12 protein-coding genes are annotated in these 15,184 nt (G+C 68.3%); 7 read left to right on the top strand and 5 right to left on the bottom strand.

All coding sequences use genetic code 11. The features are described from left to right. Positions 1-1,700: 1,700 nt before the first annotated feature. Complete coding sequence (locus ACZ7L4_RS15555) at positions 1,701-3,164, bottom strand: regulator (RefSeq protein ID WP_472102765.1); 1,464 nt, start codon at positions 3,162-3,164, stop codon at positions 1,701-1,703. A gap of 298 nt (positions 3,165-3,462) precedes the next feature. Here ACZ7L4_RS15555 and lipB point away from each other — a divergent pair, with 298 nt between their 5' ends. The 4 genes from lipB (at position 3,463) to ACZ7L4_RS15575 (ending at position 6,560) form a co-directional block, all read left to right on the top strand. Beyond that, complete coding sequence (gene lipB, locus ACZ7L4_RS15560) at positions 3,463-4,266, top strand: lipoyl(octanoyl) transferase LipB (RefSeq protein WP_472102767.1); 804 nt, start codon at positions 3,463-3,465, stop codon at positions 4,264-4,266. Positions 4,267-4,378: 112 nt separating this feature from the next. Beyond that, positions 4,379-5,344, top strand: a complete 966-nt coding sequence (lipA, locus tag ACZ7L4_RS15565) for a lipoyl synthase (RefSeq protein ID WP_450817821.1) — start codon at positions 4,379-4,381, stop codon at positions 5,342-5,344. 234 nt (positions 5,345-5,578) lie between these two features. Next, entirely contained in the window at positions 5,579-5,776 is a 198-nt protein-coding gene (locus ACZ7L4_RS15570) for an SCO2195 family GlnR-regulated protein (protein ID WP_472102769.1), read from the top strand. Between the two features lie 70 nt (positions 5,777-5,846). Beyond that, positions 5,847-6,560 carry a DUF4191 domain-containing protein gene (locus ACZ7L4_RS15575; RefSeq protein ID WP_266720370.1) on the top strand — a complete coding sequence of 238 codons (714 nt, stop codon included), beginning with the start codon at positions 5,847-5,849 and terminating at the stop codon, positions 6,558-6,560. A 97-nt stretch (positions 6,561-6,657) separates the two neighbouring features. Here the strand turns inward: ACZ7L4_RS15575 and ACZ7L4_RS15580 are convergent, their stop codons facing one another. Continuing rightward, positions 6,658-7,125 carry an RDD family protein gene (locus ACZ7L4_RS15580; RefSeq protein WP_472102771.1) on the bottom strand — a complete coding sequence of 156 codons (468 nt, stop codon included), beginning with the start codon at positions 7,123-7,125 and terminating at the stop codon, positions 6,658-6,660. Between the two features lie 199 nt (positions 7,126-7,324). Here ACZ7L4_RS15580 and glnA point away from each other — a divergent pair, with 199 nt between their 5' ends. Both glnA and ACZ7L4_RS15590 read left to right on the top strand, forming a co-directional pair. Then, on the top strand, positions 7,325-8,734 hold the full coding sequence (gene glnA / locus ACZ7L4_RS15585; RefSeq protein WP_472102773.1) for a type I glutamate--ammonia ligase: 1,410 nt from the start codon (positions 7,325-7,327) through the stop codon (positions 8,732-8,734). A gap of 286 nt (positions 8,735-9,020) precedes the next feature. After that, positions 9,021-11,090, top strand: a complete 2,070-nt coding sequence (locus tag ACZ7L4_RS15590) for a hypothetical protein (RefSeq protein ID WP_472102775.1) — start codon at positions 9,021-9,023, stop codon at positions 11,088-11,090. A gap of 78 nt (positions 11,091-11,168) precedes the next feature. Here the strand turns inward: ACZ7L4_RS15590 and ACZ7L4_RS15595 are convergent, their stop codons facing one another. The 3 genes from ACZ7L4_RS15595 to ACZ7L4_RS15605 form a co-directional block, all read right to left on the bottom strand. Continuing rightward, the gene (locus tag ACZ7L4_RS15595; RefSeq protein WP_472102777.1) at positions 11,169-11,927 is read right to left on the bottom strand and encodes a hypothetical protein; all 759 of its coding nucleotides are present in this window, start codon (positions 11,925-11,927) and stop codon (positions 11,169-11,171) included. 354 nt (positions 11,928-12,281) lie between these two features. Continuing rightward, positions 12,282-12,815: an NUDIX domain-containing protein gene (locus ACZ7L4_RS15600; protein WP_472102779.1), complete on the bottom strand. Its 534-nt coding sequence runs from the start codon at positions 12,813-12,815 to the stop codon at positions 12,282-12,284. 1 nt (position 12,816) lies between these two features. After that, complete coding sequence (locus tag ACZ7L4_RS15605; RefSeq protein ID WP_472102781.1) at positions 12,817-14,172, bottom strand: tetratricopeptide repeat protein; 1,356 nt, start codon at positions 14,170-14,172, stop codon at positions 12,817-12,819. A 227-nt stretch (positions 14,173-14,399) separates the two neighbouring features. On the opposite strand from ACZ7L4_RS15605, the gene ACZ7L4_RS15610 reads away from it, so the two are divergent. Then, positions 14,400-15,155 (top strand): hypothetical protein, encoded by a 756-nt coding sequence (locus ACZ7L4_RS15610; RefSeq protein WP_472102783.1) that lies wholly within the window; start codon positions 14,400-14,402, stop codon positions 15,153-15,155. The last annotated feature ends 29 nt before the right edge of the window (positions 15,156-15,184 follow it).

Raw genomic sequence — 15,184 nt, forward strand, 5'->3', positions numbered from 1 at the left:
TCCGCCTGGGACGGGGGCCTGGACTCCCTCCACCTCCGGGGGCGACGATCACGCGTCCGTGACCCCACCCCGGGCAGGCACACCACCCCTGCCAGGGGCCGACCCGCACCGTCCTCCGCCTGGGACGGGGGCCTGGACTCCCTCCACCTCCGGGGGCGACGATCACGCGTCCGTGACCCCACCCCGGGCAGGCACACCACCCCTGCCAGGGACCGACCCGCACCGTCCTCCGCCCGGAACGGGGACATGCGACTCCCTCCGCCTCCGCCCCCGGCCGGCGACGATCACGGCTCCGCGGCCTCACTCCAGGACGGGGCCTGAGACTGCCTTCACCTCCGGACTCACACCCCACACTCGCGATCCCCCACCGGGAAGCCGACCCCGCCTGACGCGACACCTCCGATTACGCCCCGGCATGGCTCAGCCCTCACGTGGTACGCCACCTGCCGGTTACGACCACCCCGCCTGGCACGGCACCGCCGGCTACCACCACCCCGCAGGGCCCGGCACCCGTCTGATGCGGCGCCTGCCGACTACGCCCCCCGATGGGCTCGGCACCAGCGGGTTGCGGCCGCCCCGCCGGACGCGGCACCCGCCAGTTGCCACCACCCGCGTGACGCGGCTCCCACGGGAAACGGTCTTCCGACTGACGCCCGCCCACCCGCGCAACACGGGTTTCCCGCCCACCTCCCACCCACCCGCCCCCTCCGGGGGCTCCGGCCAAGAGCCCCCGGGCCGGCCTCACGACCCGCGCCGGGTCGAACACTTGAGGCGCCGCCCTGCGGGCCACCCCCGCCAACGCCTTGGGCACTCCACCGCCCACCGTGGTCAAGGCAGCCCCGTTCCGACGCCGCGCAACTGGCAACGCACCCCGGAGTGCCGAAGCCCCCGGAAGTAGCGGGCGAGAGGGAGATGAGCGAAGCCCGGCGCAGCCGGAGAAGGGACGGCGCCGCGCACCAGGGCCATAGGCACGAGCCCCGATCCCCAGGGGCCGCGCCGCCCCGACGAAGACCTGGAGCCGACGCGGCGCAACCGTCACCACAAGCGCCGGCCCCCAGCACACCCCAACCCCGACACCGCGCAACAGCCACCCCACCCCGCGGGGCCGAAGCCCCCGAAGGGGGCGGGAGGGAGGGAGATGAGCGAAGCCCGGCTCCGCCGGAGAAGGAACGGCGCGGCGCACCAGCACCGCAGGCACCAACCTCAGCACCCCGAGACCGCACAGTCACCGCCCCGACGAAGACCCGGAACCGTCACCACACACCCCCGACCCCGGCCGCGCGACACGTCCCAGCCCCACGGTGCCGCAAGGCAAACCCCCACCCGCCGGGGGGGCCGAAGCCCCCGGAGGGGGCGGGTGGGTGGGAGGTGGGCCAGGCCCGGCGCAGCCGGACAAGGGACGCCCCCGCGAACCAGCACCGCAGGCGCCGCCCCGGCCCCCTCACCCCAGGGGACCGTGGACGGGAATCGGGCCAGCCTCGGCGCAGCCAGAAAGGCACGGCCCCGCGAACACGTTCCGAACAGGCACCGACCCCGGCACCCCCACACCCAAGCCGACCCAGAACAGAAGTCGACCGAGGCCCGCCCCAGCCGGAAAAGCACGGCCCCGCCCACACACCCCGAACAGGCGCCACCCCGGCCAACCCCCGAACCCCGGCGCCGCGCATCGACAACAACAGGCGCCGACCCCGGCCCCAACCTCACCCCAACGCCGCAACCCTCTCCCGATACCCCCGGACGGGCCCCGCATCGCGATACGGCTCAAGCCGCCGCTCGAACTCCCGCACATACTCATGCGCCCGCACCGACCGCATGTCCGCCGCCGCCGACGCCGCCTCCGCCCCCAGCGCGCACGCCGAGTCCAGCTCCCCGAGCCCGAGCCGCGCCGACGCCAGCACCACCCGGCAGAACAGCCGGCTGCGCGCGAACCCCGGCGCCCGCAGCTGCAGCGACCGCTCCGCGTGCTGCGCCGCGGCCCGGTACTGCTGCAGGTCCCGGTGGCAGTGCCCGAACTCGTCCGCCAACTGCGCCTCGTCGAAGAACCGCGCCCACGGCGGCACCTCGTCCCCCGGCCGCACCGCCCCGAGCGCCCGCTCGGCCCGCACCAGCGACGCCGTGCACGCCCGCACCTCACCGAGCACCCCGTGCCCGCGCGCCTCCACGGCGTGCAGCAGCGCCTGCACCGAGGGCGGCGCCGAGGCCCCGACTCCCTGCTGCGCGACGCGCGCGAGCTGCACCGCCTCCCGCCCGTGCCCGAGGTAGACGGCCTGCCGGCTCATGGTGACCAGCACGTACGAGCCGTACATCCGGTCCCCCGCGGCCTGCGAGAGCCGCAGCGCCTGCACGAAGTACCGCTGGGCGAGCCCGTGTGCCGCGATGTCGTACGAGGTCCAGCCCGCGAGCCGGGTCAGATCGGCGACCGCGCAGAACAGGCGCCGCCCGTGCTGCTCCCCGTACGCCCCACGCAGCATCGGCTCGGCCTCGTGCTCCAGGTACCGCACGAGCGCCTGCCGCGCGTGCCCGCCCCCGTACGCGTGGTCGAGCGCGCGGAACAGTTCGCCCACCGAGCGCAGTGCCGCGATGTCCCCGCTCGTCACCCGGTGCCCCGGCCCGCGCTCGGTCTGCCCGCGCTGGCGCGGCACGGCGCCGCCCGCCGCCCCGGGCACCGCGACGGGCCGTCCCTGCACCGGCACCCGCGGCATCTGCTCGCCGTGGGCCACCCGGTCGTCGGCCCGGCCGATCAGCCAGTCGCGGCTGGGCACGACGAGCCCGGCCGGGGTGAACGCGATCTTCCGCAGCTCGGCGTGGCTGCCGGAGTCCTTGCGCCACAGGCCGCTGACGATGTCGACGGCCTCCTCGGGCGACGCCGCGAACTCCAGGCCCGCGTACACGGGCGCACACGCGTCGAGCCCGAGGTCCTGCGCGGAGAGGCGGCGGCCGAGGCGGCGTGTGAACACCTCGGCGATGAGCGCCGGTGTCGTTCCTCTGGGCTGCTGCCCGCGCAGCCACCGGGTCACGGATGTCTTGTCGTACCGCAGGTCGAGCCCGTGCTCGAGCCCGAGCTGGTCCACGCGGCGCGCGAGCCCCGCGTTGGAGAACCCGGCCTCCGCGATGAGCGCGGAGAGCTGGCGGTTCGGGGTGCGCTGCGGAGGTCGTTCCGTCATGCTGTGCGTTTGCCTTCCGGGCCCTTGGAAGCGGTAAAGGGGGGCCATCGAGTGCCCCCCTTTAGTCGCTGCTCCCTCATGGAACGGCGTGCTCCGTGACCGGCTCCCGCTCACGGACGGCGCTGAAATTATCACGGAGCGCACACGGCGTCCCCCAATCAGCCCAGCCAAACCCCTCCTTCATCCGATCGTGTGACAAACCGCGCGAGGGGTGGACGGCGGGGCCGTCATCCGGGAGCCGTACAGTTGCTCCGGGCGCGTTATATGCACGGTGAAGGTTCTTAGGGAGGCACTTGCCGTGAGTGAGTTCCGGTTCGTCCGCATGGGTTTCGGTGCGGACATGGTCGATTACCAGGTGGCCTGGGACGAGCAGCGCCGTGTGCACGCCGCTCGCTTCGCCGACGAGGTGCCCGACACCTGTCTGCTCCTGGAGCACCCGCCCGTCTACACGGCCGGCCGTCGCACCGCTCCCGAGGAGCGCCCGCTGGACGGCACCCCGGTCATCGACGTGGACCGCGGCGGCAAGATCACCTGGCACGGCCCCGGCCAGCTCGTCGGCTACCCGATCCAGAAGCTCCCGCGCCCCGTGGACGTGGTCGCGCATCTGCGCCGCCTGGAGGACGCGATGATCGCGGTCTGCGCCGAGTTCGGCATCGCGGCCGCGCGCGTGGAGGGCCGGGCCGGGGTATGGGTGCTCGGCGACCCCATTGAGCAGCGTACGAACCTGGGCGGTCTGTCCCTCGACTTCAACCCCCGGCTCAGCAGCGAGGACGAGGAGTTCGACCACCGCCTCGTCGGCCCCGAGTACGCGCCCTCGAACGCGGGCCAGCGGCACGAGGACCGCAAGATCTGCGCCATGGGCATCCGCGTCGCCAAGGGCGTCACGATGCACGGCTTCGCGCTGAACGTGAACCCGGACACCTCCAACTTCGACAAGATCATCCCCTGCGGCATCCGCGACGCGGGCGTGACCTCCCTCTCGTACGAGCTCGGCCGCGAGGTCACGATGGACGAGGTGCTGCCGATCGCCGAGAGGCATCTGCAGGACGTCCTGGGGAACGCGGACCTCAAGCCGCGCACGGTCGAGAAGGCCTCCGTCTAGCCCATTCGGGGAATGCACCCCGCAGGCCACCGGTTGGCCACCCGTGAGGGCCACGAACATCACGGGCGTACCCTGATGTACGCCGAGGAATCAAAGCTTTAGGGAGCCGGTCGTGTCCGCAGTCGCACCCGACGGACGCAAGATGCTGCGCCTGGAGGTCCGTAACGCTCAGACCCCCATCGAGCGCAAGCCCGAGTGGATCAAGACCCGGGCGAAAATGGGTCCCGAATACACGAAGATGCAGAACCTCGTGAAGAGCGAAGGGCTGCACACGGTCTGCCAGGAAGCGGGCTGTCCCAACATCTACGAGTGCTGGGAGGACCGCGAGGCCACCTTCCTCATCGGCGGTGACCAGTGCACCCGGCGCTGCGACTTCTGTCAGATCGACACCGGCAAGCCCGAGCCGCTCGACCGTGACGAGCCGCGCCGCGTCGGAGAGTCCGTCGTCACGATGGACCTGAACTACGCCACGATCACCGGCGTCGCACGCGACGACCTGGAGGACGGCGGCGCCTGGCTGTACGCGGAGACGGTCCGCCAGATCCACCGCCAGACCACCAACCGCGCGGACGGCCGCACCAAGGTCGAGCTGCTCGCCCCCGACTTCAACGCGAACCCGGACCAGCTGGCCGAGGTCTTCTCCTCCCGCCCCGAGGTCTTCGCGCACAACGTCGAGACGGTCCCGCGGATCTTCAAGCGGATCCGCCCGGGCTTCCGCTACGAGCGTTCACTGAAGGTCATCACCGAGGCCCGCGACTTCGGCCTGGTCACCAAGTCGAACCTGATCCTCGGCATGGGCGAGACCCGCGAGGAGATCAGCGACGCGCTCAAGCAGCTGCACGAGGCGGGCTGCGAGCTGGTCACCATCACGCAGTACCTGCGCCCCTCCGTGCGGCACCACCCCGTGGAGCGCTGGGTCAAGCCGCAGGAGTTCGTGGAGCTGAAGGACGAGGCCGAGCAGATCGGTTTCTCCGGCGTCATGTCGGGCCCGCTGGTCCGCTCCTCGTACCGCGCCGGCCGGCTCTTCCAGATGGCCAAGGAGAAGCGGGGCTCCTTCACCGCCTCGCAGGCCGTGTGAATTCACGCACAAGAGGCTACTGATCGGTAGTGGCCGGTAAGACGCGGTCCTGACGATCCCCGCAGTTGGGGGGCACCGTCAGGGCCGCGTCTGTGTTTGCGGCGCGAGCGTCAGGGCTTCATTGGTGTTTGACCGTCCGGTCACGCCCTGGTAACACCAATCAGTGACTCTGGAATCACGCCCCGTACACCCCGTGCCACAGCCGTGATCACCCTTCGAGGGGGGACCTCAACCATGCAGGCCGCGCCCGTCCGCGCCACCGCCATCCCGACCGTCACCGACGCACTGCGCGCCGTGGAGTCGCTGCTCATGAGCGGCGGCCAGCGCACCGCCCGCCGCAATGCCTGGACCTCGGTCCTGGAGGACCGCCGCCGCGCCAAGGACCGGGTCGAGGCACAGCGCGTCCTGGAGGCCGCCGCATTGCGGGGCTGATCCGAACCAGGGACGAACCAGGGACCGGTGCGGGTTCTACCCGCTTCCCCGGCCACGTAGACTTCAAGACATGGCGAGGAAGGAAACTGCAGCGGACGCTGCTAACACCGGGCGGCTCAAGCAGATCGCCCAGACCTACAAGATGACCCGCAGGGTCGACACCAAGATCGGTCTCGTACTCGCGGGTGTGGGAATCGTCACCTTCGGTGTCCTCCTCGCGATCGGCTTCTTGATCGGTCACCCGATCTACCTCGGAATTCTCGGCCTCCTGCTCGCTTTCCTCGCGATGGCGATCATCTTCGGGCGCCGGGCCGAGAAGGCGGCCTTCGGGCAGATGGAGGGACAGCCCGGTGCGGCCGCGGCCGTGCTCGACAACATCGGACGTGGCTGGACGACGACCCCCGCGGTCGCCATGAACCGAAGCCAGGACGTGGTGCACCGCGCGGTCGGCAAGGCCGGCATCGTGCTCGTCGCGGAGGGCAACCCGAACCGGGTGAAGTCGCTCCTCGCGGCCGAGAAGAAGAAGATGGCCCGCATCGTCTCCGACGTCCCGGTCCACGACTTCGTGGTCGGCACGAGCCAGGGCCCCGAGGGAACGGTTCCGCTGAAGAAGCTCCGCACGACGATGCTGAAGCTGCCGCGCGTGCTTACCGGCCCCCAGGTGACCGCGACCAACGACCGGCTGAAGGCGATGGGCGACCTCATGTCGAACATGCCGCTGCCGAAGGGTCCGATGCCGAAGGGCATGAAGATGCCCAAGGGCGGCGGCGGCCGCGCCCGTTAACGCTCCCCGTACGCACATGTGGCGGGCCGGAACCCGAGGGTTCCGGCCCGCCACTCGTCTTTGCGGTGCTCGAATCTACGGTGCCGGTCCCGGACGGTCAGCTGCGGACCTGGACCGCCTTCGCGACCCGGTCGTGCAGGCCGCGGCCGTCGCGGTCCCAGATCAGGGCCGGGACGGCGACGCACAGCAGCACCGAGCGGGCCAGCACCCGGCCGAAGCCGATGCGTCCGCCGGCCTCGGAGACGACCCGCAGGCCGAAGAGGCGCTTGCCGGGCGTGCAGCCGATGGTGCCGACCGTGAGCACGCTGAGGACGAAGAAGATGAGCAGCGCCCAGTTCCCCGTCGCCTGGTCGTAGCCGTGCGTGACCAGGCCGTATGCGATCAGCATGCACAGCGCCCAGTCGACGACGAGGGCTCCGATGCGGCGTCCTGGGCGCGCGATGGAGCCGGGTCCGTGCTCGGGCAGACCGAGCTGTTCACCGCGGTAGCCGAAGTCGGCACCCGCCTGTTCCATGGCCTCACGAGGCCCGGACAGCCACGATCCCATTGCTTCCCTGTTGTCCACGCGTCAACGGTACTGCGCCGCTCTCCTGATGCGGCCCTGACCCCCGCTCCGGTTAACTTGGGCGAAACAAATGGGTCATGCTTGAGAAATCACGCCTGCATATCGTCAGGTCCCAGCGTGTGCCACCGCACCGGTCGCGCGATCGAGCTGCCAAGAGCTGCAACCCCGCCCCTCCCTGGGTGGGAGTAGGAGGAGTTGGATGTTCCAGAACGCCGATGACGCCAAGAAATTTCTCGCGGACGAGGACGTCAAGTTCGTCGACGTTCGCTTCTGCGACCTGCCGGGTGTGATGCAGCACTTCACGGTACCGGCTGCGGCGTTCGACCCCACGGAGGAGCTGGCCTTCGACGGCTCGTCGATCCGCGGCTTCCAGGCCATCCACGAGTCCGACATGGCGCTGCGCGCGGACCTCTCCACCGCCCGTGTGGACCCCTTCCGCCGCGACAAGACGCTGAACGTCAACTTCTTCATCCACGACCCGATCACGGGCGAGCAGTACTCCCGTGACCCGCGCAACGTGGCGAAGAAGGCCGAGGCCTACCTGGCCTCCACCGGCATCGCCGACACCGCGTTCTTCGGCCCCGAGGCCGAGTTCTACGTCTTCGACTCGGTGCGCTTCGAGACCTCCGCGAACCGCTCGGTCTACGAGATCGACTCCGAGGCCGGCGCCTGGAACACCGGCTCCGAGGAGAACAACCGCGGCTACAAGGTCCGCTACAAGGGCGGCTACTTCCCGACCCCGCCGGTCGACCACTTCGCCGACCTGCGCGCCGAGATCTCCCTCGAGCTGGACAAGCAGGGCCTCCAGGTCGAGCGCCAGCACCACGAGGTGGGCACGGCCGGCCAGGCCGAGATCAACTACAAGTTCAACACGCTGCTCGCCGCGGCCGACGACCTGATGCTCTTCAAGTACATCGTGAAGAACGTCGCCTGGCGCAACGGCAAGACCGCGACCTTCATGCCGAAGCCGATCTTCGGTGACAACGGCTCGGGCATGCACGTCCACCAGTCCCTGTGGTCCGGTGGCGAGCCCCTCTTCTACGACGAGCAGGGCTACGCGGGCCTCTCGGACACCGCCCGCTACTACATCGGCGGCATCCTCAAGCACGCCCCGTCGCTGCTCGCCTTCACCAACCCGACGGTGAACTCGTACCACCGCCTGGTCCCGGGCTTCGAGGCGCCGGTCAACATGGTGTACTCGCAGCGCAACCGCTCCGCGGCCATGCGTATCCCGATCACGGGCTCGAACCCGAAGGCCAAGCGCGTCGAGTTCCGCGCGCCGGACCCGTCCTCGAACCCGTACCTCGCCTTCTCTGCTCTCCTGATGGCGGGCCTCGACGGCGTCAAGAACAAGATCGAGCCGGCCGAGCCGATCGACAAGGACCTGTACGAGCTGGCTCCCGAGGAGCACGCCAACGTCCAGCAGGTCCCGACCTCCCTGCCCGCGGTCCTCGACGCCCTGGAGGCGGACAACGAGTACCTGCAGGCCGGCGGCGTCTTCACGTCCGACCTGATCGAGACGTGGATCGACTACAAGCGCACGAACGAGATCGCCCCGATCCAGCTGCGCCCGCACCCGCACGAGTTCGAGCTGTACTTCGACATCTAAAGATCAGGTCCGGGCGACCTGGGCGGGAGTTCCGAAAACCTGCGTTGACCTGCGAAAACACTGCTCAGCAGTGCTCGTTGTTCCCGCTTAATTTCCACCCTCTTGTGCACCGCGTGTGCACCGCTCGGTTGATTCACTGACGTAGCGTCAGCAATAGCAAGGCCGTCACTCTCATCAGGGTGGCGGCCTTGCTCTGTAGCGTGCGTCCCGTGTAGGCCCTCGCCGCCTGCGATCCATCAAGGAAAAGGGCGAGCTTCATCCCAGGCACCGGTGACATTCTGTGTTGGTGGACACAGTCTTCCCCGACCAACTGGGCACGGTTGAAAGAGAATCCCGGGCCGCTACGCAAGCGCTGATCGGACGTCTGAAGCTAACGGCACCGCATGTGCAGCCGCCGGAGCAACAGGATGTTGCCTTCATACCGGTGACCCGCGTGCAGTGGAAATCCGTGCTGAAGGACGCCGACCTGCCCAGGCTTCAGCAGGAAACTGACGAGACGGCAATGGAAATCCTGCTCCTGCGGACCGCCTCCGGCGCGACGGTCGGGAAGCGACTTCCAGAGTTGTTGCAGCGTCTCGGCACGTCGGTTGTCGCCCTCAGCTCAGTGGCAGCTGAGGTATCCCGGTTCAGCCCTTCCCGTACCGGCGCGGCTGAGCGACGATTGGCTGCTGACCTGGCGCAAGCAAATCAATGCGAGGTCCAGGCGCTGTTCGCCTGCCTCAAACAGGGGTGGCTAGAGGCCGCCTGGGCTCCGGTACAAAGGCATGCTCAAGCGGCCCAAGCAATTGCGCGGGCTCTGGAGACTGCAACCAGGAATCATCATCAGGCCAACGCTCCTGACGAGGACACATACCGACGAACACTCGGTCTGTCGGCCGAGGAAGTGGGTCACGGCTCGGGTGTAGCGGTACGAGCTCGTTTGCTGGCTGCCTGGGCGAAGGATCCAAAGAAACTCGATCGTCGGCTACGCCGGAGCATGAGTCATCTGATCGACGACTCCATACCGCTGACAGTGAAACTGCTCAATCACCTAGCCGCCCTCGCACTGTCCGACCGACCCTTGGAGGCACACCGCGCCGCACTCCTGTCGCGTGATCTGGTTGCGTCCCATCTGAAGTTGGAACCAGAACTTACGTGTGCGGTGATTGCACGGCACGTCAGTCAAGAACGGGAGTTACTGTCCTCCCACCGTGGACAGATCGCCTACCGCGACGCCTATAACCGGGCGGAGCACCAGGAAGAGAAAGCGCGTGCGGTCTTGGACATGCATCGGACTGCGCTGGAAGGCGACGTCAAGCGCACTGCAACTGTGGTCTTGGAACTACTGGGCAGGACGATCCCGCAAGGGGCCTCTCTTTCGACCATTCGAGGCCTGCTCGTGGCCGAGGGTGGACAGCCTCTGTGCAAATTGCTGGCTTCCACGATCCGCTCTGAATGGCGCAACGCGAACGCACACGAAGACTTCCGCTGGGACCCCGTCGACGGCACGCTTCTTCTAGGCGGCCAGCCGACTGATCTGCAGGCGGTACTGGACGCTGTCATCCGAGCCCGCACCATCTGCCAAGGGTTCGAGCACGGAGTCGCCGTGGCCTACGCGCAGAACGCATCCTTGATCAATTGGGGTGCGGAGGAGGCAACCTACGTCAGCCGAGACCTCACCATACTCCAAGCCGCTGGAGAGGCCAGATTCTCGGTGCTGGACATTCGACGCCATGGCAGTCTCGTACGCCTGGACATTCCCGATCTCTCCATCAAGGACTTGAGAGAGGCATTCCGGGCAATTCTGAGGGGATCCCTAGCGGACCCTGGTGTCGAAAGTTGGGAGTTGCGGCAACTCTCACAGGACCGGCCGCCACTATGCGTGGACTACACGGGGACACGCGTCGGACTCCTGCTCTCGGAACCTCTATGGGATAGCGTCGATCCGCTCCCATTCGCCGCACTCCCCCTGCTGGCAAACGCCATGAACAATGCAGGAGAGCCGGCCGAAATCGCAGCCTCATCGATTCTCTTTCTGGCTGCAGCCCATGTAGTTGGAGAGCGTGACCGCTTGTCGCGTGCTCTTGCACACGGGGATCTAGCCGCCAAGAAGGAATTGATCAGCACCACTCGGCTGATCGGCAGCGGCGCCAAGGCTGCAGCCGACTTGTTTGAGAATCAGGCCCGACGCAAGTTGCTGGCCTTTGCCGAAGTTCTCGCCGGAGAGTGCCACCGTCTGGACAACGCTCCGCCCAGGGACCTCGCCCGCGGCTTCGTGCCTGCCGATCGGACCCTGCGCAGGCATGTACCTATCCTGCCGTGGATCGCAGGACTCGAAGGCTCCAATGCACGAAGCTCCCCAGACCAGAGCGAGTGACTGCCTGCGTGGCTTCGACCAGCGCCGACGAGGTCCGCGTGCGGATTCCCTATCCATCCATTACGCGAAAGCGCCCAGTCAGTTGTCGCGTGTTCGGCGCTGGCTGACCAGAGCCTGAATTACCTCCTCTGCCGGGTGCCACTCACCTCGGGCTACTGCCCCTGACCCGATGCCTGCGAACGGACGCATACGGATCACTGCACGGCCTGTGCGGCGCCAAATCTCCTTGATTCCTGCGCCCAGGATTGGCGCTGAGGTGTACCACATACTGTGTGAGTGCTCATCGAGCCGTTTCGAGGGCTGGAGGCGTACGCCTCTACCCAGATGAAGAACCTCTGGGAACCGGTAGGGGCACAGGGTTTCCTCTCCAGCGCCTAGGTCTGCCTCAACCCCGGCAGCCGTTACCGTTACGGGAACTAGGCCGCGGTTCACGACGAGTACCCCGAGGTAAGTCTCGCCGTCGACCTCATCGACGGTAGTCTTGGCTATCCCGTTCAGCGGGACGGGGATGATGCCAGACCGCTCCACCCCTAACCCGCCATGCAGTTCGACCGTGAAATCCACAGCAGTGAGCTTCTGGAGCGAAAGCTGGACCTGCCGGACAATCTCGACCAGTTCCTCAGAGACAACCTGCTGTCCCGGCTGGGCTACCTGTGCAGACTTCCACTGCTCCAGCTCCGAGGTCTCGTAGAGACTGTCGTGTCTGTCGACGGGCTTGTGGTGGACGGCGCAGAACAGCAGTAGGTTCTCGAAGCCATTGATGTCCCCCTTGTATTGGGCATCATGCCGGGGGCCATTTAGCTTTTCGGACCGGATGTGTGCGATCTCGGCGATCACGGTAGGACGGCCCCGGTCCCACAGAACAAGCGGCTGAGGGCACTCGGGCCACGCGCATTTGGTCGCGCTGCCGAAGAGCAGCTTGAGCGTCAGATCCGTGTAACTTCTCGCCACGCCCGGAGTCTATCGATGCAGTTGGATTCGCTCCTATGTCTCCCAACGCGACTGAGCATCAGGGGAGCCAAGTGCAGACCACGTTCGGTCAGCGCGACAAGTTGATCAGAGCCACTACAACCGGCAGCAGAATCGACATCGGGACGCTGCACAGTCGTCCCGGATCTGGCGACGGGATCGTTCGTCAACCAACAAGACCGGCGGAACATCTGCGGCCAATGGACGATGAACCCCGGCCCCTCACTGCCAGCCATCGAGCGATACCTCCGAGCCACCTTCAAGGTAGCGGCGCAAAGCACTGTCGGTCGTGTCGACGAACTCTTCCGGAATTGCGTCGGCATCCACCCAACTCACCTGAGCATGCTTGCGTGGCTCCCGGTTCTCCGGCTCCCCGGACCACTCATGAGCAGTGAAGACGACGGTGAGGAAGCCGTTCGGGGCCTCGACTCCCCAGGCCCCGTGGATGATGTGGGCGACCTTGAGCGCCTCCGGCTTCACGACCAGGCCGGTTTCCTCGTACAGCTCCCGCACCGCGGTCTGCGTGATCGGCTCTCCCGGCTCGCTCTTGCCGACCGGCAGGTCCCACATGCCCTGGGCGAACTTGGCGTTCTCGCTTCGCTGCAGCAGGACGATCCGGTTGGTGGCCTTGTCGTGGACGATGACGGCCGCGACCAGCAGGGTCATGGATTCGAGGGCGGGCTTGAGGGCTTGGGGGCGGGCGTCGGTCGTCGGTTCAGCCACGGTGTTCCCTTCATCGGCCAGGTAGTTGGGCATGTTAGGCGAGCGCCTCACGGGCTCGGCGGGCGAGTTCGGTCGCGCCGGGGACTTTGCGGCGCTGGTAGATCGCGAGGGGCGAGCGCAGGGACGAGATGGCCTTGCGGGTGCGGTCCGACGTCATGCCTTCCATCAAGGTCAGGGACTGGGACCAGGCGGCGATTGCCTCGTCGGCGCGGGCCTGGGCGGCGAGGCTGTCGCCCAGGTCGGCGTAGGTGAGGGCGTGGACGCGCTTGTACTGGACCGGGTCCCAGCGGGTGAGTGCTGCCCTGTGCTGGACCTCCGTCCCCGGGTGGTCGGCGAGGTCGGTGAGGGTGCGGGCGGTGTGGCTGGCGACTGTGCCGGCGGCCGGGCCGCTGACGCGTGAGTAGCTGGGCTGCGGGCCGTCCTCGCGGAGAAGCGCGTCCTCGGCAGCGAGTAGGGCGCGGGCCGCGGCGGGCTTCTCGCCGGTGGCGGCGTAGGCGCGGGCGTGGGTGATGTGGAGGAGGGCTTCGGTCTGGCCGTCGACGCGGCCGAGTCCGCGGGTGAGGGCGCCTTCGACGAGGTCTACGCAGTGGTGGGGTTGTTTGAGGCTGAGGGCCTGGTGGGCGAGGGCGCGCATCATCCAGGCGGCGTGGCCGTTGGGGTCGGCTTCGCAGGCGAGTTGGTAGCCGACTTGGTAGTAGCGCTGGGCGGCGCCTTCCTGGCCGAGGTCGTGGTGTTTCCAGCCGGCCAGGTAGGCGAGTTCGGCGACCGCGCCGAAGGCTGCCTGGCGCAGGGCTTCGTCCGGGAAGCGGGCGCGGAGCATGGGGGCGGCGGTGTCGGCGAGGTAGGCGGTGACGGTGGTCAGGCCGTGGCCGCCGCCGAGGCGTTCGTCGGCGGAGCTGAACGCGGTGGTGATCTGGCGTACGACGGCGACGTCCTCGGCCCCGACCAGGACGCCTCCGGTGCGGGCGCGGAGCATGCGGGAGGTCGCCTCGTGGTCGTAGCCGAGGGGCATCGCGACCCCGGCGGTGGTGAAGGCGGCGATCCCCAGGAAGTGCCGCCGGTCGACGTCGGCGCGCCCCAGCTCCGTCGCCGTGACGACCGGGTCAGGGCCAGCAGCCGGTGCCTCGGTCGGGCCGCGCAGGCCGATCTCGGTGAGTGTGACGGTCCGTGCGAGCCGCCGGGAGAGTGCCTCGGCCAGGTACTGGCCCATCCGGCCGCTGGGCTCGCGGGCACCGTTGACCCAGTGGGAGATCGCGGACTTGTTGGTCTGAAGGATCTCGCCGTTCTCGGCGGCGACCCGGCGCACGTCCTTGGCCAGGGCGTCGTAGGTACATCCGCTGGCAGAGATCACGTCCCGTAGACGTGAGTTGGGCTGGTTGGGCGCTGGCACGACCTCCCCCGATCAGCAGCTGTAAACCGCGTATACCGCTTCCGCCGCCTCTCACCGTACCCACTGAGCGTGACGACGGGTTCACTAATCAACAGCCGCCCGGAACGGTTCCAGGTTCCGACCGACCCAGGCTCCCCTCCTGGTCCGGGCGGCCCCAAGTTCCGTACGCCTGATCCGGGTTCGGGCATTCCTGTGCCCGAACCCGGCCGATGAGAGACGGAGACACGGTGACCACCATCGACACCACGGCCATCACGGCCGTTCTGCCCGAGGCGTTCGACGAGCGCTGGAGCCGGCTGCCCGGCATCCAGGTCGACGGCCGGCGCATCACCATCGACCCGGCCGAGTACTTCTTCCGCTTCGAGTCCAGCACCTGGCTCGTCGCCGACTGGGAGCTGGTCAAGTCCCGGCTCCTGGAGGTGGAGGAGACGACCGAGAGCGCGGTCGAACAGCTCGCCCTCGACTTCATCCGGGAGCACGCCCGCTCCACCCTGGACGCGGCACGCGTCCTGACCACGGCGCACGAGGTGTACGCGTACCTGTTCCGCGAGGAGCACCTCGCCTCGCTCGGCCTGCCGCAGATCACCGCCGCGCACCTGCGGATGCTGCGCGAGGCGGCCACGCTGATGGCCCTGAACAAGGTCGAACTGGACGGGCACATCTCCAACGTCGGCCCGTGCTGGTTCTTCCCCGCCGCCACCTCCGTCGTCTTCGACCTGGACGACGCCATGGGCGGCCTGCTCGACGAGGTCTACCACGGCGGCTGGTTCAACGAGCACCGCCGCATCGAGTCCATCAAGGCCCACGCCGCCCTCGGTGGACGCCTGGTCCACGGCTGCCAGTCCGTGCCGGATCAGTCCGGCGGCGTCGTGGCGCCCTACGGTGCCTCGATGGCCAACTTCCGCGATGACCTTGCCCAGTTCAAGGCCGGATGGATGGAACAGGTCTACGCCCACCGCGCGACCGACCGCCCGGCCGCCTAACCCCTCCGACGCAGCTCCGGGGCGGGACG

This window comes from Streptomyces sp. NPDC107575 (genome assembly GCF_055657265.1).

What these genes read in the sequence shown, in the direction of transcription:
- ACZ7L4_RS15555 (WP_472102765.1), bottom strand. Translation starts at nt 3,164, where the DNA reads ATGACGGAACGACCTCCGCAGCGCACCCCGAACCGCCAGCTCTCCGCG.
- ACZ7L4_RS15570 (WP_472102769.1), top strand. Translation starts at nt 5,579, where the DNA reads ATGCAGGCCGCGCCCGTCCGCGCCACCGCCATCCCGACCGTCACCGAC.
- ACZ7L4_RS15575 (WP_266720370.1), top strand. Translation starts at nt 5,847, where the DNA reads ATGGCGAGGAAGGAAACTGCAGCGGACGCTGCTAACACCGGGCGGCTC.
- glnA (WP_472102773.1), top strand. Translation starts at nt 7,325, where the DNA reads ATGTTCCAGAACGCCGATGACGCCAAGAAATTTCTCGCGGACGAGGAC.
- ACZ7L4_RS15600 (WP_472102779.1), bottom strand. Translation starts at nt 12,815, where the DNA reads ATGCCCAACTACCTGGCCGATGAAGGGAACACCGTGGCTGAACCGACG.